General features: G+C 38.8%; 20 protein-coding genes, 1 tRNA gene and 1 pseudogene. 20 read left to right on the top strand and 2 right to left on the bottom strand.

Translation table 11 applies throughout. From position 1 onward, the window contains the following. Positions 1–4 precede the first annotated feature (4 nt). Genes ACO6HM_RS11245 through ACO6HM_RS11235 form a run of 3 tightly spaced genes read left to right on the top strand, consistent with a single transcriptional unit; the run spans position 5 to position 5,522 of the window. Entirely contained in the window at positions 5–331 is a 327-nt protein-coding gene (locus ACO6HM_RS11245) for a cell division protein ZapA (protein WP_485391131.1), read from the top strand. A gap of 3 nt (positions 332–334) precedes the next feature. Further along, the gene (locus ACO6HM_RS11240) at positions 335–2,812 is read left to right on the top strand and encodes a peptidase U32 family protein (RefSeq protein ID WP_485391130.1); all 2,478 of its coding nucleotides are present in this window, start codon (positions 335–337) and stop codon (positions 2,810–2,812) included. Beyond that, entirely contained in the window at positions 2,793–5,522 is a 2,730-nt protein-coding gene (locus tag ACO6HM_RS11235; protein ID WP_485391129.1) for an FtsW/RodA/SpoVE family cell cycle protein, read from the top strand. The genes ACO6HM_RS11240 and ACO6HM_RS11235 overlap by 20 nt, the downstream gene beginning before the upstream one ends. Positions 5,523–5,603: 81 nt before the next feature. Here ACO6HM_RS11235 and ACO6HM_RS11230 read toward each other — a convergent pair. Beyond that, positions 5,604–5,686: transfer RNA gene (locus tag ACO6HM_RS11230), tRNA-Leu, on the bottom strand. Positions 5,687–5,835: 149 nt separating this feature from the next. Between ACO6HM_RS11230 and prmA the strand changes: the two genes are divergently transcribed. The 4 genes from prmA to thiI are packed head-to-tail and all read left to right on the top strand — an operon-like array spanning position 5,836 to position 9,994. Further along, on the top strand, positions 5,836–6,852 hold the full coding sequence (gene prmA / locus ACO6HM_RS11225) for a 50S ribosomal protein L11 methyltransferase (RefSeq protein WP_485391128.1): 1,017 nt from the start codon (positions 5,836–5,838) through the stop codon (positions 6,850–6,852). Between the two features lies 1 nt (position 6,853). Beyond that, a complete protein-coding gene (locus ACO6HM_RS11220; protein WP_485391127.1) occupies positions 6,854–7,594 on the top strand; it encodes a 16S rRNA (uracil(1498)-N(3))-methyltransferase in 741 nt (246 codons plus the stop codon). A gap of 13 nt (positions 7,595–7,607) precedes the next feature. Further along, entirely contained in the window at positions 7,608–8,789 is a 1,182-nt protein-coding gene (locus ACO6HM_RS11215; protein WP_485391126.1) for a cysteine desulfurase family protein, read from the top strand. Then, positions 8,789–9,994: a tRNA uracil 4-sulfurtransferase ThiI gene (gene thiI, locus ACO6HM_RS11210; RefSeq protein ID WP_485391125.1), complete on the top strand. Its 1,206-nt coding sequence runs from the start codon at positions 8,789–8,791 to the stop codon at positions 9,992–9,994. Before ACO6HM_RS11215 ends, thiI begins: the two co-directional genes overlap by 1 nt. A 64-nt stretch (positions 9,995–10,058) precedes the next feature. Here thiI and ACO6HM_RS11205 read toward each other — a convergent pair whose 3' ends face one another. Further along, positions 10,059–10,292 (bottom strand): HPr family phosphocarrier protein, encoded by a 234-nt coding sequence (locus ACO6HM_RS11205; RefSeq protein ID WP_208428873.1) that lies wholly within the window; start codon positions 10,290–10,292, stop codon positions 10,059–10,061. A gap of 107 nt (positions 10,293–10,399) precedes the next feature. Here ACO6HM_RS11205 and mtaB point away from each other — a divergent pair, with 107 nt between their 5' ends. The 13 genes and pseudogenes from mtaB to ACO6HM_RS11140 all read left to right on the top strand — a co-directional run. After that, positions 10,400–11,776: a tRNA (N(6)-L-threonylcarbamoyladenosine(37)-C(2))-methylthiotransferase MtaB gene (gene mtaB, locus ACO6HM_RS11200; RefSeq protein ID WP_485391124.1), complete on the top strand. Its 1,377-nt coding sequence runs from the start codon at positions 10,400–10,402 to the stop codon at positions 11,774–11,776. Positions 11,777–11,882: 106 nt separating this feature from the next. Further along, positions 11,883–13,175 carry a methionine gamma-lyase family protein gene (locus tag ACO6HM_RS11195; protein WP_485391123.1) on the top strand — a complete coding sequence of 431 codons (1,293 nt, stop codon included), beginning with the start codon at positions 11,883–11,885 and terminating at the stop codon, positions 13,173–13,175. A gap of 74 nt (positions 13,176–13,249) precedes the next feature. Further along, positions 13,250–14,104, top strand: coding sequence for a YitT family protein (locus tag ACO6HM_RS11190; RefSeq protein WP_485391122.1), 855 nt, complete (start codon positions 13,250–13,252; stop codon positions 14,102–14,104). Between the two features lie 303 nt (positions 14,105–14,407). Beyond that, a complete protein-coding gene (locus tag ACO6HM_RS11185) occupies positions 14,408–16,159 on the top strand; it encodes a peptide ABC transporter substrate-binding protein (protein WP_485391121.1) in 1,752 nt (583 codons plus the stop codon). Positions 16,160–16,221: 62 nt separating this feature from the next. Continuing rightward, entirely contained in the window at positions 16,222–17,166 is a 945-nt protein-coding gene (locus tag ACO6HM_RS11180; RefSeq protein WP_208428869.1) for an ABC transporter permease, read from the top strand. Between the two features lie 9 nt (positions 17,167–17,175). Continuing rightward, on the top strand, positions 17,176–18,117 hold the full coding sequence (locus ACO6HM_RS11175) for an ABC transporter permease (protein ID WP_485391120.1): 942 nt from the start codon (positions 17,176–17,178) through the stop codon (positions 18,115–18,117). A 17-nt stretch (positions 18,118–18,134) separates the two neighbouring features. After that, positions 18,135–19,139 (top strand): ABC transporter ATP-binding protein, encoded by a 1,005-nt coding sequence (locus ACO6HM_RS11170; RefSeq protein WP_485391140.1) that lies wholly within the window; start codon positions 18,135–18,137, stop codon positions 19,137–19,139. Positions 19,140–19,151: 12 nt separating this feature from the next. Continuing rightward, the gene (locus ACO6HM_RS11165) at positions 19,152–20,171 is read left to right on the top strand and encodes an ABC transporter ATP-binding protein (protein WP_485391119.1); all 1,020 of its coding nucleotides are present in this window, start codon (positions 19,152–19,154) and stop codon (positions 20,169–20,171) included. 188 nt (positions 20,172–20,359) lie between these two features. Next, on the top strand, positions 20,360–20,656 hold the full coding sequence (locus tag ACO6HM_RS11160; RefSeq protein ID WP_208428866.1) for an IreB family regulatory phosphoprotein: 297 nt from the start codon (positions 20,360–20,362) through the stop codon (positions 20,654–20,656). Beyond that, positions 20,656–21,078 (top strand): Holliday junction resolvase RuvX, encoded by a 423-nt coding sequence (gene ruvX, locus ACO6HM_RS11155; protein ID WP_485391118.1) that lies wholly within the window; start codon positions 20,656–20,658, stop codon positions 21,076–21,078. Before ACO6HM_RS11160 ends, ruvX begins: the two co-directional genes overlap by 1 nt. Before the next feature lie 19 nt (positions 21,079–21,097). Further along, entirely contained in the window at positions 21,098–21,406 is a 309-nt protein-coding gene (locus ACO6HM_RS11150; RefSeq protein ID WP_485391117.1) for a DUF1292 domain-containing protein, read from the top strand. A 41-nt stretch (positions 21,407–21,447) separates the two neighbouring features. Continuing rightward, positions 21,448–21,909, top strand: a complete 462-nt coding sequence (locus ACO6HM_RS11145; RefSeq protein ID WP_485391116.1) for a Fur family transcriptional regulator — start codon at positions 21,448–21,450, stop codon at positions 21,907–21,909. A gap of 25 nt (positions 21,910–21,934) precedes the next feature. Next, positions 21,935–22,268 (top strand): annotated as a pseudogene (locus ACO6HM_RS11140) (hypothetical protein); the annotation flags it as partial.

Here is a 22,268-nt window from a genome sequence, read left to right as displayed (position 1 = left end):
AAATATGAATATAAAAAATGATATCAAGGTTGTTATCAATAATAAACAATATACCATTAGCGGATACGAAAGTGAAGAGTATTTACAAAAAATCGCCCTATTCTTAAACTCAAGATATGCCGCTCTTGCTAAAGAGGATGGGTATAAGCATTTGGATGAGAAGCATAAGAATCTGATGTTACAGATTAACCTTGCTGATGAATACTACAAAATGGTAGAGAAAAAAGAAGATTTGGAAAAAGAAATTGAAGAGAGAAACAAAGAGATTTTTGAATTAAAGCATGAACTCATTTCAAAGAAGGAAGAAGAACGAGGGAAAAAACGAAAGTAACAGATGAATAAGAAAAAAGAAATTGAAATACTTGCCCCCGCAGGCTCTGTATACAGGATGAGGGCGGCCTTTGCAGGAGGTGCTGATGCCTGTTACATTGGCGGAAAAAACTTTGGAGCTAGAGCCTTTGCGGACAATCCTGAAGAAAAAGAATTGGTAGAAGCCATTCACTATGCCCATTTACACGATAAAAAATTATATATGACTATCAATACCCTTATCAAAGAAAATGAGATGAAGGGGCTTTATAACTATGTTCTCCCATACTATAAAGCAGGTATTGATGCCATACTTGTGCAGGATTTTGGAGTATTAAAATTTCTTCGTGAACATTTTCCTGACATTGTGCTTCACGCAAGCACTCAGATGACTGTTTGCGACACAGGAGCTACGGGTCTGCTTAAAAAGTTTGGAGTAGAGAGGCTGGTGCTTTCAAGGGAATTATCTCTTGGAGAAGTAGAGGCTTTTAAGGAGGAAGATATAGAAATAGAGTGCTTTGTACATGGGGCACTCTGTGTCTGTTATTCGGGACAGTGTCTTATGTCTGTTATGAATGGCGGAAGAAGCGGCAACAGAGGAAGCTGCGCAGGACCGTGCCGTATGAGCTACAACCTCTATGAAGGGGAGAATTCATCAGGTATAAGCCCTGGAAAGAGTCTTGAAACGAAGCCATATCTGCTTAGTCCAAAGGATATCTGTGCCCTTGACCTCATTCCTGATATGGTAGAGGCAGGTATAGATTCATTTAAGATAGAGGGTAGGATGAAACGCCCTGAATATGCTGCTCTCACAGCTTATTTATACAGAAAATGGACAGATGTGTACTTAAATGATGGAAGAGAAGAGTTTGATTCTGCACAGGCTGTGCGCGAAAGAAATTCAGATGTAGAAAAACTCTCTGATATCTACAACAGAGGCAGCTTTACAAAAGGCTATCTGGTTAATCATAACGGCCTTGAGATGATGGCTAACACGAGGCCAAATCACAATGGAGTGCTTGTTGGAAGAGTTATCAATGTGATTGCAAGCGGTAGAAAAAATGTGATGCTAATTAGTGCAGAGAAAGATCTAAACGCACATGATGTGGTGGAAATCAGGTCTGATAATAGGCCGACCGAGCCTGTATATGAGTTTACTCTTAAGGATGGCAAGAAAAAAGGAGAGAGCTTTGAAGCTAACTTTACGAAGGGCTTGCCTGTTAAGACAGGGCTTTGTGTGTACAGGACAAAAAATGAAGTACTGCTTAACGATATAAACGATAATATTATATTAAAACCTATTAAAAAGAGAATTAAAGCAAGCTTTTATGCAGAGGCTGACAACGAGCTTATCCTGACTCTTTACACAGATGATTCCAGTATTTCAGTAAACGGGGCTATCTGTATGAAGGCTGAAAACAGGCCTGTGGATGAAGAGAGAGTATGCTCATCTCTACTAAAGATGGGTGATACTGAATTTACTCTTAAGAGGGAGGATATTGATGTAAATCTCGTGGGAGATGTTTTCTTTCCTATGTCAGCTCTGAACGAGCTTAGAAGAAATGCCTGTGAAGCCCTTGAAGCGGAAATTGTCGGAAAATGTATGAAAAACAAGATGCAGCCTGACACTAAGGTTCATAGTGTGATTCCTAAGCCAGACTTCAATCCTTATTATGAGGTTGTTGTCTCTGACTTAAAGCAGTTAAAAACTGTATTGGAGGTAACCAGACCTTACAAAGACAGGGTAGAGATTATTATAAATACTGAACTTTTTGGACTTTCCAATCTGAAAATGGGGATTGATGAGGCAGAAAATGAAGGTAGAAGGCTTTATCTTAGGCTTCCTGAGATATTTAGGAGAAATAACAAAGAAAAATATCAGAGATTTTTTGGTAAGGGAAGCTCAGGATTTGACCTACTTTTTAGGATTAAAGGCTTTTTGGTAAGGAACTTAGAAGAAATATCCTTTGTAAAGGAACTCGAGGAACTGTCATCTGTATCCTTTGATATGATAGGAGATACCAACTTATACGCTTTTAATTCAAAGGCTGTGGAGACTTTGTCTGATTTTGGTATTCATCATTATACAGCCTCTTTGGAGCAGAGTATAAGAGAGGCAGAGGAGGTTAGAAATAATATAACCCTGCCTTCTAAGCTGTCTTTTGTGGTATATGGGCGGGAAGAGCTTATGGTTATGACTCAGTGCCAGTGGAAAAACAAAGGAGCCTGTGTGAAAGAACTTAAAAAAGGCGATAAGAGGCTTCCTGACATTCTTTATATAGAGAATAAGAAGAGCAAGTCTGGTGGAAAGAGGGGTAAATTTCCTATAGTAAAAGACTGTGAAAGCTGTACCAACTATGTATATCAGGATGTTCCGCTTAACCTATTTGAGAAAATGGATGAGATTAGGGAGCTTTCACCCGACTATTTAAGGTTAGATTTTTCATTTGAAACGGATTCAGAAGTAAGAGAGGTAATGAAGCTTGCAAAGTTTAGTAAGTGAAGTATCTAAGTACATAATTATAATTATTACTGCTATATATGCGTATTTGGGCTTTATCGGATTTGTATATGGTGATAAAAAAAGAAATGGTGAGATATATTTCTTTCAACCGGTACTCATTCTTATGTTTCACCTTGCGGGGTTTTTATGTATCTACCTAAAAACTCCGGAAATAAAGGTGGTTATACTGTATTTTGTACAGGTACTGCTCTTTGTTGTAACAACATTTTTGTATAGAATATTTTACAGGAAGCTGTTTAAAACTCTGTTCTTTCATATGCAGTTTCTCATAGCAGTTGGCTTTGTCTTTGTTACAAGGCTTAACTTCATATTGGGAGCAAAACAAACTGTATTTGTAGCCGCTGCACTAATAGCCTGCCTCATACTTCCATTTCTGATAAAGAAGATGGTCATGCTTAGAAATATGGGCTATCTCTATGCGGTAGCGGGAATAGCCTCCCTTGCCTATGTGTTTTTAAGGGCTAGAGTACAATACGGAGCTAAAAACTGGATAAAGGTGTTTGGAGTAAGTATACAGCCTTCCGAGTTTGTAAAGATTCTTTTGATATTTATGATAGCTTCTTTGTTTTATGTAAGCAGAAGCCTTAAACAGATAATAATAACAACCTGTTTAACAGCAGTAATGGTGCTTCTTCTCGTGCTTAGTAAAGACCTTGGTGGAGCCATGCTATACTTTACTACCTTTGTAGTAATGACTTATTTTGCCACTGGCAATGTCAAACTTCTTGGACTATTTACAGGAGGAGGCATATTGTCTGCTATTGCAGGCTACTACATCTTCGCCCATGTAAGGGTGAGGGTACAGGCTTTTGTAAATCCTTGGAAATACATAGATGACAAGGGCTATCAGGTGACTCAGTCGCTCTTTGGCATAGGAAGCGGTGGCTGGTTTGGCTTTGGACTTGGCAATGGTGCTCCTACCAATACACCTGTGGTTGAAAGTGACTTCATTTTTTCAGGTCTTTGCGAGGAACTTGGTCTGCTCTTTGGCTTTTGCCTCATCTTGATTTATCTATGTACAATAATAGCGTTTATTTTACTTGCATGGAGAACAAAGAGTGCATTTCATCAGCTTGTATCAATAGGCTGTGCAACCATGTACTCATTTCAGACCTTTTTATCCATAGGTGGAACTGTCAAGTTCATACCGTCAACAGGGGTAACTCTTCCTCTTGTCAGTCAGGGAGGGAGTTCAATCATAAGTACGATATTTATATTTGGTGTAATACAGGGACTATATATAGCGGGTAATAAAAAGGAAGAGGATATTGAAGCTGTACCGGTAAAACCTATCAAAAAGCCTCTGGGACTGACCTACCTGATTATTGGACTCTTTGTAGGTATGGTAGGCTACCTGACTTATTTTGAATTTGAAACTGCACCAAAGATTATGAACAATGCCTACAATAAAAGGACTGATATCTATGCCTCCTATGTATCAAGAGGTAAAATTCTTTCTTCTGACGGAGAGATGCTTGCATACACCAAAGAAGAAAAGGGTAAGAGTGTGAGGGTATATCCTTATGGAGATATGTACAGCCACATAGTAGGAAGAAATGTATCCGGTAAGACGGGGATAGAAGCGATTATGAATTATGAGCTGTTGACCTCAAATGACAATGCGGTTAACAGGGTGATTGAGAGACTGAATCAGGTCAAAAACAAGGGCGATAATGTAGTTACAACCATAGACAGCAGGCTTCAAAAGAGCTTAAATAATGCACTGGAGGGCTTCCACGGAGCAGGAGTAATCATTGAGCCGGAGACTGGTAAGGTGTTAGCAATGGTATCAAAGCCTGATTATAACCCAAACACTGTACTTGCTGACTGGGACAGCCTATCAAAGCTTCCCCCAAAAGATGCAAAGCTTGTAAACAGGGCAATAAACGGGTTATATCCACCGGGGTCAACTTTTAAGGTAATTACTGCTCTTGAATACATAAATGAGAATAAAAACTATGATAAATTCAGCTTTGACTGCAAGGGTGTATATACTGTCAGTGGAGAGAGTATAGCCTGCTATGATAAGATTAAACACGGAAAAGAAGACTTAAGAGCCGCATTTGCAAAGTCATGTAACGGTGCATTTGCAAGCATTGGAATAGGATTAAATAAAGACAAATATGCAAAGCTTGCTGGGAAATTCCTGTTTAACAAGGAGATTCCTTTTGCGCTCACTACCTCAAAAAGCAGCTTTGTGCTTAATTCTTCATCAAGTCTTGATGAGGTAATGCAGACTTCCATTGGTCAGGGTAAGACACAGATTACCCCTTTTCACAATGCCCTGATAGCGGCTGCCATAGCCAATGGCGGAGTGTTAATGAAGCCTTATACCGTTGGAGAAATAACAACCGAAGATGGAAAAAGGGTTGTAAAGAGCTTTGAGGCATCAAAAGTAGAAAGGCTTTGCTCAAAGAAAAAGGCAGAAACCATCAAGTCTTATATGAGGGCTGTAGTTACTGAGGGCACTGCTAAGAAGCTGTCCTGGCTTGGACTTAACATTTACGGAAAGACTGGAACTGCTGAGTATAAGAAGGAAGATGGCACCAAGGGAGACCACTCGTGGTTTATGGGATTTGGAGAAAAGAATGGAAAGAAGATTGCTATCAGTGTGGTTGTAGAAGGTGAAGGCAGAGGGAATTATACGGGAGTAGATGTGGCTAGTAAGGTATTTGCAAACTGGAAATAAGAGATTTTTATTTGACAGGTAATTTCTAAGAAATTTCCTGAAGATAAAAAAAGGATGTCAAATTCATTTGACATCCTGTGATACAGGAGATGGGACTTGAACCCACATGATATTGCTATCGTCAGATTTTGAGTCTGATGCGTCTACCATTCCGCCACTCCTGCAAAGCAAGGAGTAGTTTAGCATAAATTTTGTAAATATTCAAGTATCTTGCGAAAAAAAGTCCGAGAGAGTCTTTTGCAAAAATGATACTTATGTGATAAAATTAGTAGGTTTTACTAAAGATAACAGCATAATAATGGGAGGGATGATTATGAAATGGCTTAAGTACAGACTTGAAACAACAACAGAGGCAACTGATTTGATTATAGATATGCTAGCGGAACTTGGGATATATGGGGTAGAAGTCATAGACAAGGTGCCTCTTACAGAGGCTGAAAAAAAGCAGATGTATGTGGACATTCTTCCTGAAAGCGAACCTAATGACGGAAGTGCTGAGCTTGTGTTTTATCTAAGCGACGGTGCTCCTGATGAGTCTTCATCTGCATTCTACAACAGTGGAACAGGCATTGAAGATATTGCAGCCTTTTATTCGGACGAGCTCATAGAAAAGATTAGGAAAGGACTTGAAGAGGTTTCTAACTTTGTGGATGTGGGAAGCGGTGCAATCTACATATCTGAAACAGATGAGGCAGACTGGGCTAACAAGTGGAAAGACTACTTCCATACTTTTAGAATAGGAGACAACATAGTAGTTACTCCTACCTGGGAAGAACCTTCAGATGTAAGGGAAGAAGATGTTGTCATAAAGCTAGATCCGGGTGTTGCCTTTGGTACGGGAACTCACGAAACTACAAGGCTTTGTTTGGAAGCACTGCAAAAATATGTAAAGAGAGATGATGACATCTTGGATGTGGGCTGTGGAAGTGCTATTCTTACCATAGCTGCACTTAAGCTTGGTGCAAAATGGGCTTATGCCATGGATATAGATCCTGTGGCAGTTAAGTCTGCAAAAGAAAATCTTGAGATAAACGATATTACTGAGGATATGGCAAGGCTTGAAACAGGAAACCTGCTTGAAGATGAAAAGCTTTGTAAAGAGCTTTACAAAAAGCAGTATGACATTGTTGTAGCCAATATTCTTGCCCCTGTGCTTGTGCCTTTAACACCTATAATCACTCCTGCGCTTAAAGAAGGCGGTTATTATGTCTGTTCGGGTATAGTAAAGGAGCTTGCAGATGATGTGATAAGAGCAATACAGGATGCGGGACTTAGACTTGTTTCAAATATCTGTGACAATGACTGGGTATGCTTAGTAGCGAGGAAGTAGAATGTCAAACTTTTTTATAGATAGCGGTAATATAGACGGTGAGGCTGCTTATATTACCGGAAGTGATGTAAATCACATAAAAAATGTACTGAGGATGAAGGAAGCTGATGAAATAAGGCTTTCTGCAGGTAACGGTCTTCTTTACACTGCAAAAATCAGCGAGTTTCTACCTGATAGGATAGTATGTAAGATAGTTGACTGTGAGGGAGGCAAGTCTGAACTTCCTGCTAAAATCGTCCTTTTTCAGGGACTGCCTAAGAAAGACAAGATGGAACTAATCATCCAAAAGGCAGTAGAGCTTGGGGTGAGTGAGATAGTTCCGGTTATGATGAAGAGAACCATAGTAAAGCTTGAAGATGCTAAAAAGGAACTTAAAAAGCTTGAAAGATGGAGGACGATTTCACTTACCGCTGCAAAGCAGTCCGGTAGGATAATAGTCCCTGAAGTCTCAGAATTTATTACATTTAACGAGGCAGTTAAAAGGGCAGAGAATCTTGAATATAACCTCATTCCCTATGAAAATGAAAAGGGAATGGATAGGGCGAGGGAACTTGTGAAAGTGGCAAATGGTAAGAAGAGTATAGGAATCTTCATAGGTCCTGAAGGGGGAATATCTGAGGATGAGCTTGAACTTGCCGTAAAAATGGGAGCAGAACCTATAAGCCTTGGCAACAGGATACTTAGAACCGAAACTGCAGGACTGGCTCTTATTTCAGTTCTTGCATTTGAGATAGATATATAGGAGTAAGAAATAGATGGAATGTTATTTAGATAATGCAGCAACTACAAGGCCACTAGACAGTGTGATTGAGATAATGAACGAGACTATGAAGTCTGCTTATGCCAATCCCTCGTCCAAGCATATAAAGGGCTTTGAGGCAGAAAGATATGTGGAAGAAGCTAGGGAAAAGATAGCAAAGACCTTGAAGGCAAAGAAGAGTGAAATCATCTTTACATCCTGTGGAACTGAGTCTAATAATCAGGCTATAATTATGGGGGCTGCGACCAGAAAACGCTATGGCAACAAGATAGTTACCACCTGCTTTGAGCATGCCTCTGTATTTCAGTCGGTAGAGGTGCTTGCAAAAGAGGGCTATGATATAACCTACCTTCCGGTAGACAAACTTGGACACATAAGGGATGAAGACCTGCTTAAGTCTATAGACTCTGAGACGATAATGCTCTCCTTTATGCTCGTAAACAATGAGATAGGAGCTCTTGCAGATGCTGAACACATCATAAAGCTTGCCAGAGAGAAAAATCCGGATATCCTAATCCATATAGATGCTATTCAGGGTTATGGAAAATTTGAAATAAACACCAAAAAGCTGGGTGCAGACTTTATTTCCGTAAGTGGACACAAGTTTCACGCTCCCAAGGGTATAGGCTTTTTATATGTGAGAGATGGAGTACGTATCACCCCGTATATACACGGAGGCGGTCAGCAAAAGAACCTTCGCTCCGGAACATTGAATGTACCAGGGATAGCTGCTATAGGTGCAGCTGCAGAGGCTGTATACGAGGGACATAAAGAAAAAATGGACAAGCTTTATGCCATCAAAGAAAAGTTTACAAGAGATTTGCTTGAGGCTTTTCCTGATTGCACTATTAATGGAGTGGATACTTCTGGTGATTTGGCTGAGAATATAAGAAAGACAGCTCCACAGATAGTAAGTGCAAGTTTTAGAGGTGTAAAGGCGGAAGTTCTCTTACATGCACTTGAAGAAAAGGGGATTTATGTGTCCTCAGGTTCTGCCTGCTCCTCTCACCATCCTGATTTTAGCGGAACTCTAAAGGGAATAGGCCTTGATGATGATTTGCTTGATTCTACGCTTAGATTTAGCTTTGGTTTATTTACCGGGCAGGAAATGACTGATTACACCATAGAGGCACTTAAGGAACTTGTGCCAACACTTTCAAAATACAGGAGAAGATAATGTTTGAATACAGAGCTTTTTTGATAAAGTATGCAGAAATCGGAGTAAAGGGTAAAAACCGCTATTTATTTGAGGATGCCTTGGTTGGACAGATTGCTTATGCCCTTAAGAAAATAGAGGGTGACTACAAGGTGTACAAGCAGCCCGGAAGAGTCTTTGTAGAGGCAGGCAAGGGAAGTATAGACTATGAGGGAGCTCTTGATGCCCTAAAGAGGGTAATGGGTGTACTTCACATCTGCCCTATATACATAGTTGATTCAACCGACCTTGACAAGGCGTATGAAGAGGTTGTTAATTATATTGGTGAATGTTACCCTACAGAGAGCTTTACCTTTAAGGTAATGGCAAAGAGAAGTGATAAGAAAATGCCTAAGACTTCTCCGGAAATATCGGCTGATATTGGCGGCTTAATACTGGAAAAATACGGAGACAGACTTAGTGTTGATGTTAAGAATCCTGATAAGTTCATTACGATAGAGCTTAGGGACAAGGCTTATATTTATTCTGAAACAATTAAGGGTGAGGGCGGACTTCCTATCGGCACCGCAGGTAAGGCTATGTGTCTGCTATCAGGTGGAATTGACAGCCCTGTAGCTGCTTATATGATGGCTAGAAGAGGAGTTAAGGTAGAGGCTGTGTATTTCCATGCACCACCTTATACAAGCGAAAGGGCTAAGCAAAAGGTAGTTGATCTTGCAAGGCTTACAGCTAGATATGCAGGTAATATCAAGCTCTATGTGGTTAATTTTACAGATATTCAGCTTGCCATTTATGAGAAATGCCCTCACGATGAGTTAACCATCATAATGAGAAGATATATGATGAAGATAGCTGAGGATTTGGCTATAAAGGATGAGTGCGTAGGACTGGTAACAGGTGAGAGCATAGGTCAGGTGGCAAGTCAGACTATGCAGAGCCTGCTTTCTACAAATGCAGTATGCAGCCTACCTGTTTACCGCCCCGTAATCTGCTTTGATAAACAGGATATTATCAATATTTCCCAAAGGATAGGTACATTTGAGACATCGATTCTTCCGTTTGAAGACTGCTGTACTATCTTCGTGGCGGAACATCCTGTAACCAAGCCTTTGCTTTCTAAGATTGAAAAAGATGAGAAAAAACTGGATGATGTAATAGAGGAACTTTATAAAAAGACCATGGAAAGCATAGAAGTGATTAACTGTGAGCCAATGGAAGTAGAATAAGTAAGAAAAGTCACATAAAAAGAAGCCGGCTTTCATTATGAGAGCCGGCAAAAGATTTAGCAGATTATTCAACGATGAAAGGCTTAAGCGCATTTACTATGGTGTCTGCCTGAGCATCATTGTGGATGTTAAGGTCAATAGGCTTTGATAGATCAAGACTGAAAATACCCATAATTGACTTAGCATCAATTACATATCTTCCTGAAACAAGGTCAAAATCTGAATCAAACTTTGTTACCTCATTAACAAATGCCTTTACCTTATCGATGGAATTTAAAGAAATCTTAACTGACTTCATTTTTAATCCTCCTCCTTGTGAAATTAATTGCTACATACAATTAAATGATAAGGTTTAGAGAAGAAAAAGTCAATATACATATTAAATAAAAAGGAAATCTAAAAACTGTGAAAAACAACGATATTTTAAAATCAGTAGCATTTTTGAGCCTTGGCTGCAAGGTAAATGCCTATGAAACCGAGTCGATTAAGGAAATGTTCAAGAATGCGGGTTATGAAATTAGACAATTCAATGAAGCCGCTGATATATATATTGTAAATACCTGTACAGTTACCAATATTGCTGACAGAAAATCCAGACAGATGTTACACAGGGCTAAAAAGCTTAATCCTGAAGCGGTTGTCGTTGCTGTAGGCTGTTATGTACAGGCACCTCAGTCTAAGCTTGAGGATGATGATTTAGTGGATATACTTGTGGGTACAAGGGGGAAGTCCTCGGTGCTTGACCTTGTAGAGGAATATATAAGAAGCAATAAAGAGCGTGATTTTAAGCATAATGTGATCAAATCCGGAGAAGAAAATAAGGACTGGTCTTATGATAGTGGTGAAGTATATGCCGCAGGTGGTAAAACCAGGGCAAATATCAAAATACAGGATGGCTGTGATCAGTTCTGTACTTATTGCATCATTCCGTTTGTAAGAGGCCGTATTAGAAGCAGGGATATGGAAAGTATCATCGAAGAGGCTGAAAGACTGGCAAGAGTGGGCTATAAAGAAATGGTGCTTACAGGTATACATATAGGCTCTTATGGAAGGGATATAGACGGAGAAAGCAGGATGCTTGCGCTTCTTACTAAGCTAAATGAGGTAGAGGGTGATTTTAGAATACGCCTCGGCTCTGTTGAACCAAGACTTATTACGGAGGAATTCTTACAGGGACTTGTGAAACTAAAAAAAGTCTGTCCACATTTTCACCTCTCCCTTCAGAGTGGCTCTACAACTGTATTAAAGCGGATGAACAGGCATTATTCTGCTGATGAATATCTGACTTCGGTTAATCTTCTTAAAAAATACTATGACAGACCGGGGATTACCACAGATATAATTGTTGGTTTTCCGGGAGAAAGCGATGAGGAATTTGAGGAGACTGCTGCCTTTGTGAAGAAGGTAGGTTTTCTAAAGGTACATGTCTTTCCTTATTCCATGAGAGATGGCACCTATGCGGCTAAAATGAATGAACAGGTTGCTCCTGAGATTAAGAAGAAAAGAGAAGACAGGCTTATAGTCATCTGTGAAGAAGTGGCTAAGGAGTATCTGGATAGCTTTAATGGCGATTCTGAAAGGGTTTTGCTTGAAGAAGAGATTAAAGGCAGGGAAGATTATATCTTAGGGCATACTGACAGATATATAGAGGTTGCTGTTCCGAAGTTCCTGTTAAAAGGCAGGGAAGATGCTGACACGGAATTCATCGGGGTTAAGGAACTGATGATATCGGATGCTTCTGACAAGGCTCTTAGCAACATGATGATTGCGAAGTCATTGTAAGAGCTATAAAAAGGGCTCTAGCTTTTGACATTAGTATTTCAAAAGAGGGCGTGCCAAAGTCAGATGTCTAATATTTTGAACAATGTAACATAGAAAGAGGAAGTAGATGTTAAAAGAACAATATCAGGAAATGGGCATAAGCACCGAAGTATTTGACTACTGTGAAAAAATATGCCAAAGCCTTGAAGATAGATTTAAGAGGGTAGATGAAATTGCGGAAATAAACCAGCTTAAGGTGCTTAAGGCAATGCAGAAGAATAAGGTTTCAGACATTCATTTTGCAGCAAGCAGCGGCTATGGCTACAATGACCTTGGAAGAGATACCCTGGAGGGAGTGTATGCTGATGTATTTCACACAGAGGCTGCCCTTGTACGACCTGCTATACTATGTGGGACACATGCCCTTACAGTTGCTCTCTTTGGCAATTTAAGGCCCGGAGATGAGGTGCTTTCTCCTGTAGGTAAGCCTTATGATACACTTGACGGAGTGATAGGAATAACACCTACAGTAGGTTCATTGGCTGAATATGGAGTAACCTATGCACAGGTTGATTTGTTACCTGATTTTTCTTTTGACTACGAGGGAATAAAGGCTGCAATAAGTGATAAGACAAAGCTTGTTACTATTCAGCGTTCAAAAGGCTATGCAGTTAGACCTACATTTTCAGTTGAAAAAATAGGGGAGCTCATCAGCTTTATAAAGAAGATTAAGCCTGAGATTATCTGTATGGTTGACAACTGCTACGGAGAGTTTGTTGAAGAGCTGGAGCCATCTGATGTAGGTGCTGATATGGTTGTAGGCTCTCTTATCAAGAATCCGGGAGGCGGACTTGCGCCAATCGGAGGCTATATAGCAGGAAAAGAAAAATATGTGGATATGGCATCCTACCGTATGTCCTGCCCAGGGCTTGGGAAGGAGATAGGGGCTTCTCTTGGGCTCAACCAGGCGCTTTTCCAAGGGCTTTTTATGGCGCCTACAGTTACGGCAGGAGCTGTAAAGGGAGCGATATTTGCTGCAAATGTATATGAAAGCTTAGGATTTGATGTGCTGCCGGATAGCAAAGAAGACAGATATGACATAATTCAGGCAGTTTCCCTTAAGTCAGGAGAACGACTTAAAGCCTTTTGTGAGGGAATTCAGGCTGCTGCACCTGTAGACAGCTTCGTAACTCCTGAGCCTTGGGATATGCCGGGATATAATGACCAGGTTATAATGGCGGCAGGAGCCTTTGTACAGGGCTCATCCATAGAACTCTCTGCTGACGGACCTATGAGAGAGCCTTATGCGGCGTACTTTCAGGGAGGACTTACATTTAATCATGCCAAGTTTGGAATAATGATGAGTTTACAGAAAATATTTGAAAAAGGCCTGCTTGAATCAGGTGTTTTAAGAAAGTAATATTTATATATACCTACTGGCAAAATAAACAAAAATATGATATAATATCTAAGAATTTTGTAAGTTTTTGGGGGATGAATATGAAAAGTAAACTTCGTTGCTATATTCAGGATATGGCTGTCATTACCTTTGCTACTTTTATAGTGGCTGTAGCTGTATACTTTTTTATGATGCCTAACAATCTTGCTATAGCAAGTATAGCAGGTCTTGCTGTAGTGTTGCAAAAGTTTATTCCTTTAAGTGTTGCGACTATAAGTTTGATATTTAATGTGGGATTGCTTATTATAGGCTTTATATTTGTAGGCAGAGAGTTTGGAGGAAAGACTGTATATACTTCGGTCATACTGCCTATATTTGTAGGTATTTTTGAAAAACTCTTCCCGAAGTACAACGGTCTCACAGGTGATCCGTTCTTGGATATGATTTGCTATATCTTTATCGTTAGTATAGGGTTAAGTCTGTTATTTAACCATAATGCTTCATCCGGTGGACTTGACATCATTGTCAAAATTCTTAATAAATATCTTCATATAGACAAGGGCAAGGCAATGTCTATAGCAGGGATGTTAGTTTCGCTCTCCGCTATTTTTGCTTATAATACGAAAACAGTTGTACTTAGTGTGCTTGGAACCTATTTAAATGGGATCATACTTGATTACTTCCTTTTTGGTACCAATATCAAGAAGAAGGTCTGTATTCTTTCACGCAAGAATGAGGAGATTAAAAAATACATCCTTAAAAATATGCATAGTGGAGCCACTCTTTACAAAGTAATTGGAGCGTATAACAATGAAGAACACGAAGAGGTTGTAGCTATAGTAAACAAGAGGGAATACGGTGTGCTTATGCAGTTTATAAGAAGAACAGATCCTGATGCCTTTGTAACGGTATCCACAATCAATGAGGTTATGTATAAGCCTAAGTGCTAGGGTAGAGCAAATATTGTTGTGATATCCGTTATTCTGTGGTAATAATTACTTTTGATGCTCTCGTTATATTGCAAGAACATCAATATAATCGATAATTTAATATTTTGTACTTTATTAATAATAAGGCGTTATATAGCGCCTTATTATTTTACTTTTCCTGCGCTTTATTAGTTTAAAGTTTTTAAGTGTTAAACAAAACTACCTAAAATAAGTTAAAATAATTGCAAATTTTGTTTACTTTTTTGAAATAATTTGTTATATTAAATATGAAAAACTATTATATAACTAATAAGGAGGGGTAACATGAGAAAAAGAAAAGTATGTCTATCAGGTATTTTGGCTGTAACGATGATTCTATCAATTACTGCCTGTGGTGGAGGAGAAAATAAAACAGACTCAGCCTCCCGGACGGCAACAAGTACAGCGAAGAATTCTTTGGTAAGCAGCTCTGCGAGTGCAGGAAATGCGTCAGCTTCGGTTGAAGGCGAAGAGAAAGATGCGGAACAGTATATCAATGCATTTGTAAATGCTGATCCTGCATCTATTGATGCACAGAAAGGTTCAGACATATATGGCAATGTTATTGTAAATGGAATATATGAGCCTTTACTCAGATTGTCAGAAAAGCCTGATGGAATGACAGAGCTTATTCCTGCTGGTGCGAGTGAATATAAGGTATCAGATGATAAAACAGTTTATACTTTTACGATTCGTGACGGCATGACTTGGGAAGATGGACAGGCTGTTACAGCTAAAGATTATGAATATGGTATAAAGAGAGCGGCAGATCCCAATACTGCGGCAGAGCAGGGATTTTTGCTTGCTCCTATAAAGAACTTTAGCAAGGTAAATTCGGGGAAAGCAGGGGTAGATGAGCTTGGAGTCAAGGCGATAGATGATAAAACCCTTGAAATCACCCTTGAAGCACCTACTTCATACTTTATGAAACTTCTTCCATTCAGAATAATGTTCCCTCAAAGAAAGGACATTGTAGAACAGTATGGCGAGACCTTCGGTGCAGAAGCAGATACAGTAATGGGCTGTGGCCCATATAAGCTCACAGAATGGAATCACAATTCCAATCTTACTCTTGAAAAGAGTGATACCTATTGGGATAAAGAAAATGTAATGAATGATACTGTCAATATTAGAGTAATGTCTGATGTTAATACAGTTATGAATGCCTTCCAGACAGGTGAAATTGATGTGGTTTCTACCTCTCTTGAAGAGTGGAGAGAAAAATTTAATAATAGGGAGAATACAAAAAGTGCAAAGATTCTTCTTCCTTCTGTAGATTATATGACTATTAATCACAAGGATAAACTTCTTTCCAATAAAAAAATCAGGCAGGCTCTTTTAATTGCCCTAGATAGAAAGGGATTCAATGAAACTTTCTTTAAGGGTAAGAATATCGAAGCTCTTCATTGGGTTCCAGGTTGTATAAGTTGTGGTGATGTAAACTATAGGGAGTTTGCAGGAGAACCTGTGAAGAAGGTTGCAGAGGGAAATCCTGATCCTAAGAAACTCTTCATCGAGGGAATGAAGGAACTTGGCTTGGGCGAAGATCCGTCTAAGGTAGAAATTAATTTTATTTGTGTAAGTAATCCTCGTCTTAAATCCTTTGGTGAATACATACAGGAATGTTATTCAAAAGTGCTTGGAATCAACCTTAAAATAGAGCAGATGGAATGGCCAATACTTTCAGGTAAGGTTAATAAGGGAGACTACCAGTTAGCTTATCTGGCTTGGACGGCTGATTATGATGATCCAAGTGCGATGCTTGCACTCTTTACATCAAATGCAGAGGCTGTAAATACTGGTTGGAAGAATGAAAAGTATGACAATCTCATTAAAGATGCTTCTGAAGCAAGTGATATGTCAAAGGCTGCTGAGTTATACAAGGAAGCTGAGGAGCTTCTTATGGATGAGGCAGTTGTAATTCCTATCATCAACGGTGAATCCACAATGTATTGGAATGACTATATGAGAAATGTTACACTGAACCAGTTTACTTCTACAGGATATAAACCAAGATATACAGTTGGTAGACCTTAACATTTATATTTAATAATGGCAGGCGGTAAGATTTAATCTTACTGCCTGCTTCAAGGGGAAATATGTTAAAATTCATAGTTAAAAGATTTTTATATATGGTACTTACCTTGTTTATTATTATTACTGCCACATTTTTTCTTATGCATGGTGCAGAAGGGGATCCTCTCTCAGCTGCAGGCAAGACTCTGCCTAAGCAGACTCTTGAAAACTATAGAGTAAAATATGGACTTGATAAACCGGTCATAGAGCAATATGCAATTTTTATGAAGAATATTCTCACAAAGGGAGATTTTGGCTCATCATATAAATATCCCGGACGAGAAGTGGGTAAGACAATTGCCAAGACTGCGCCTGTGTCGGGGAGAGTTGGTGCCCAGGCCATGCTTGTTGGAATTTTGATTGGTATCATCCTTGGTATAACTGCGGCATTAAACAGAGGGAAGTGGCCTGATTATGTAATAAGCATAATAGCAATTTTAGGTATTACAATTCCTGTTTTTATAATGGGTTCTTTGTTGCAGTTGTTTTTTGCGGTTGAACTAAAGTGGTTTCCTACAAGTGGATGGAAGCATATGGGATTTGGGAAAGATTTTAAATATTCGGTTTTACCTGCACTTGCAATGTGTTTTGGATCAATTGCAACTTATGCGAGATACATGAGAAGTAATGTTTTGGAGGTTCTAAGTGAGGATTATATCCTTACTGCAAGGGCTAAAGGAGTATCAAAATTTAATATAATTAGAAAGCATGTTTTTAGAAATGCAGCACTTCCTATAATTACTATAATCGGTCCTCAGATTGTAGGTATTTTTACTGGATCATTTATTATTGAAGGGATGTTTAGTATACCGGGATTAGGTAAGTACTTTGTAGATTCAATTACTGCAAGAGATTATCCAATGATAATAGGAACAACAATCTTTTATGCAGTCCTTTTCCTAGTATCACAATTGATGGTTGACATTCTTTATGGGGTTGCAGATCCTAGGATTAAACTGGAGGACTAGGAAGAACTTATGGATAGTAGAGATAAAGTACGATATGAAGAAATTGACAGTAGTAAATTCAAACTTATTGGATCAGATAACAAATCTTCAGAATTCATAGCTAGACCTGTAGTTACATATTGGTCAGATGCTTGGAGAAGATTTCGGGCAAATAAGGCCGCAATGGTTGCATTTGTGATTTTAATATTACTTACTGTTATGGTTATAATTGGACCTATTATTAGCGGGTATTCGTTTAAAGAAGCAGTTGGAGAGCCTAATCAGTTTCCTAACGCCAAGTTTTGGTTTGGAACAGATGAGATAGGTAGAGATTTATTCACAAGACTTTGGAAGGGTGGAAGAATCTCGATTTTTATTGGTATAGTAGGAGCACTTATAAGTACTGTTATTGGAAGTATTTATGGAGCAGTTTCTGCTTATGTAGGTGGTAAAGTTGATGTGGTTATGATGAGAATCGTTGAAATTTTATCATCAATACCGTACCTTCTTCTCGTAATCGTTCTTAGACTTGTATTAAAGTCAAACGGGCTTGGAACACTTATACTGGCAATGACAATTACAGGTTGGTGTGGGTTGGCCAGACTTGTAAGAGGACAGATACTGTCGCTAAAGAGAAAAGATTTTATAATGGCTGCAGATGTACTGGGTGTAAGCAAGAGTGATATTGTAGTAAGGCATTTGATACCTAATACGATTAATGTAATACTTGTATCAATCTCTTTTGATATACCGGGATATATTTTTGGAGAAGCGTTTTTAAGTTATCTCGGTCTTGGAGTCCAGGCGCCCAATACGTCTTGGGGTGCAATGGCGGCTTCAGCACAGCAGGTATTTCAATTTTATCCGTATCAGCTGATTTTTCCTGCTCTCTTGATAGGACTTACAATGCTGGCATTTACTTTATTAGGTGATGGCCTGAGGGATGCGCTTGATCCAAATCTCAGGCAGTAGGGGGAATGATGGAAAATATGAAAAAAGAGAAAGTTCTAGATGTTAATAACCTCAATATATCATTTAATACTTATGCCGGAGAAGTAAAAGCTGTAAGAGGGGTAAGTTTTGAAGTATATGAAGGGGAATCATTGACACTTGTTGGAGAGTCGGGATGTGGAAAAACAGTTACTTCAAAAGCTATATTACAGATATTACCGTCTACTGCGGTTGTTAAGAAAGACTCTTCAATTAATTATTGTGGTGAAGAAGTCCTAACAATGAACAGAGAAAGGATGAAACAGTATAAAGGCTCTGATGTGGCTATGATATTTCAAGACCCAATGACTTCTCTGAATCCGACAATGAAGATTGGCAAACAGATAATGGAATCAATACTTCTCCATACAAAAATGAGTAAGAAAGAAGCTAAGCAGGAAGCGATAAGACTTTTAAAAACTGTCAATATTCCCAATGCAGAAGAAAGAGTAAATCAATTTCCTCATGAACTATCGGGGGGAATGAGACAAAGAGTTATGATAGCTATTGCACTTGCTTGTAATCCAAAGGTAATACTGGCGGATGAACCAACAACTGCACTTGATGTGACTATTCAAGCTCAGATTCTTGATTTATTAAGAGAATTGAGGGATAAAAGAAATACCGCAGTTGTATTAGTTACTCATGATTTAGGGGTAGTTGCTGATTTTGCCGACAGAATCCAGGTTATGTATGCTGGGGAAATAATGGAAACAGGAACGGTTGAAGAGATATTTAATGACGCTCATCATCCATATACTTGGGCCCTTTTGATGAGTGTACCAAGACTTGATACAGGTAATAAAGAAGAGTTATATTCCCTGGGAGGGACACCCCCTGACCTGTTGATGGAAATTAAAGGCTGCCCATTTGCAGCAAGATGTGATTATGCAATGCAGATATGTACGGAGGCTAAGCCACCATGCAGTGAGTATTCAGATAAACACAAATGTAGGTGTTGGCTTGCACATCCAAAGGCGCCTAAAGTAGAAAGACCATATTAGGAGGAATAGTGGATGAGTAATGATGAGAGAGAAGTTTTAGTCGAGTTACAAAATCTGGACGAATTCTTCAAAATTGGGAAAAACAAAATATTAAAGGCAGTTGAAGATGTAAGTTTTAAGATATATAGAGGTGAAACTTTTGGATTAGTAGGAGAATCCGGATGTGGTAAAACAACTTGCGGCCGTACGATAATAAATTTATATAAAGCTACTGGTGGTAAGGTGATATTTGAGGGGGAAGATATATCTAAAATAGATAAAAAAGATATTAAATCATTTAAGAAAAAAGCACAGATGATATTTCAAGATCCTTATTCTTCACTAGATCCTAAAATGACAATTGGTGAAATTATAGCAGAAGGAATAAGGGTTCATTTTAGTGAACTCTCCGAAGGGGAGATACAGGAAAGAGTTAGTGAACTTCTTAAAACGGTAGGTCTTAATGCTGAGCATGGTGCGAGATTTCCACATGAACTTTCGGGTGGTCAGAGACAGCGAATAGGTATTGCCAGAGCACTTGGAGTTGAACCATCTTTCATTGTTTGTGATGAGCCTATTTCGGCACTTGATGTGTCCATACAGGCTCAGGTTGTAAATTTATTGATTGAGCTTCAAAAGAGTAAAGCCCTTACATACCTGTTCATTTCACATGACCTTTCGATGGTTAAACACATATCAGATAGAATTGGTGTTATGTACCTTGGAAGTATGGTTGAGATTTCTCCCAAAGATAAGCTTTATGACAGACCTCTACATCCATACACAAGAGCCCTTATATCAGCTATACCAATTCCCAATCCTGCGGTGTCGTCGAAGGATAGGGTAAAACTTGAAGGAGAAATCCCTTCTCCAATTCATGCGCCTGAAGGCTGTAAATTCAGTACCAGATGCAGATATTGTAGTGAAAAGTGTAAAGTAAACAGACCTGAGTTAAAAGAAGTTGATAAAGACCATTTTGTTGCCTGTCATATCTATGACAATGGACTGGAATCAGCTATAAATCTGATTGAAAATACAGATAAAATTCATTGATTTGATGGTGTTTATCAAGTAAAAATATTTTAAGAGCACGCGTATAACAAAATTCTTGTATTATGTGTGCTTTTTTAATTTGTTCAAAAAAACGACACTTGCAATATATCTTTTTTTATATTAAAATTACATGAAGTGTAATTTGAATTTATTAAACATCATAATATATTTGGAAGGAAGTAAAATCAGTGCCGGATTTAAATAATACACAGTATTTTAAAGAAGTGACATTAGCTCCTGAGATAGAAGTAGGGGACGTGCTGAAAAAGGTCTATGAGGCTCTGAATGAAAAGGGATATAACCCTGTCAATCAGCTCGTTGGGTATATTATGTCAGGAGACCCTACCTACATTACCAACCACAACAACGCAAGAAGCATGATAATGAAGGTTGAAAGAGATGAACTTGTAGAAGAACTTATGGAGAGTTATATAGAGTCTTTTACCCAAACAGGTAAGAAGTCTATGTTTATGGGCAAGAGATAATGAGGATAATGGGTCTTGATTTGGGTTCAAAGACCTGTGGAGTGGCTGTTAGTGATGGACTTGGACTTACGGCACAGGGACTTGAAGTCATTAGGAGAAAAGAAGAAAATAAGCTAAGACAGACTCTTGCCAGAATTACCGAGCTTGCACAAGAGTATGAGGTGTGTAAGATAGTCCTAGGCTATCCCAAAAATATGGATGGATCTGTCAGTAAAAGGTGTGAGCTCTCTGAAGAATTTGCTAAGAAGCTCGCAAAAAGGACAGGAATAGAAGTCATACTATGGGATGAGAGGCTTACGACGGTAAGTGCCCATGAAGTTATGATAGAAGCAGGACTGAGGCGTGAAGAGCGTGAAAAAATAGTTGATAAGGTTGCTGCTACATTTATTTTGGAAGATTATATGAATTCAAATAAAAATTAAACTAAGAAATGGAGAAACTATGTTAGAGAATGAAGAATTAAGAACAATCGATTTTGTTGATGAAGATGGTGACAATGAAGAGCTAACCGTACTCTGCCAGACAAGACTTGCAGGGGTGAACTATCTCCTTGTATCCGATGCAGAGATTGAAGAGTTGGAAGATGATGATGCAACGGTTGATGTGTTCATCATCAAAGAAGAAGAAGCATCTGAGGACGGAGAAGACGTTTTATATAAGGTTGTTGAGGATGAAAAGGAAATACTTACGGTTTCTAAAGTTTTTGAAGAAATGATGGATGACGTGGATTTTGAAATAGACGAAGAATAATTATGAACGAAGTATATCAGAACCTGAGGGATAGGTGAGCCATGCAAAACGAAAATGGGAATGAGAAATTTAAGGCATTACTTAAGTCAAACGGATTGAAAGTTACAGGGCAGCGATTAGCTGTCCTTGAAGTGTTGCAGCAAAGAGCGGATGAACACCTTACTGCAGAAGAGATTTTTGATTTGGTAAGGAACGACCATCCTGATATTGGCTTGGCAACAGTTTATCGTACCATACAGCTGTTATCAGATATGGGACTAATAGACAAACTTAGTCTTGATGACGGATTTACCAGATATGAGATAGGAAAGTCGTCTCCAAGCGGACATAGGCATCACCACTTGATTTGCCTGAACTGCAATCGTGTATTTTCATTTGAAAAGGACTTTATGGAGCCTCTTGAAAATGAGATTAATAAGCTGACGGGATTTAAGGTTGTTAATCACGAGGTTAAACTGTACGGCTATTGTAAGGATTGTCAGAATGCAGGTACACAGGACTGATTTACTCCTAAGTTAAGGAGGACAAATGTCGGATATTAATAATGATAAAAAATTCGGAAAGCTTGTAGAAAGCATAGGAAAAGCTACAAGCAGATACAGAAAAACTAAAAAAGAGGCTGATGGCAATGTAAGTGTAGTAAAGAAAACAGTTAAGTCTGCAGCAAACAGCAGAAAGAAGGCTAAACTTACTGAAGAGGAAATTAAGATTGAAAAACTTCCTGCTATATCCAAGAGGCCAAAGGAAAACTTAAGGGAGATTAAGCCAAGAAAGACTAACAAAGAAGTAAAGAAGCCTATGAATGGACTTAAAATCATTCCTCTTGGAGGCCTTGAACATATAGGAATGAATATAACCGCTT

The sequence above is a fragment of the Catonella sp. genome (assembly GCF_057250765.1).
This window is presented reverse-complemented; position numbering and strand designations above follow the sequence as displayed.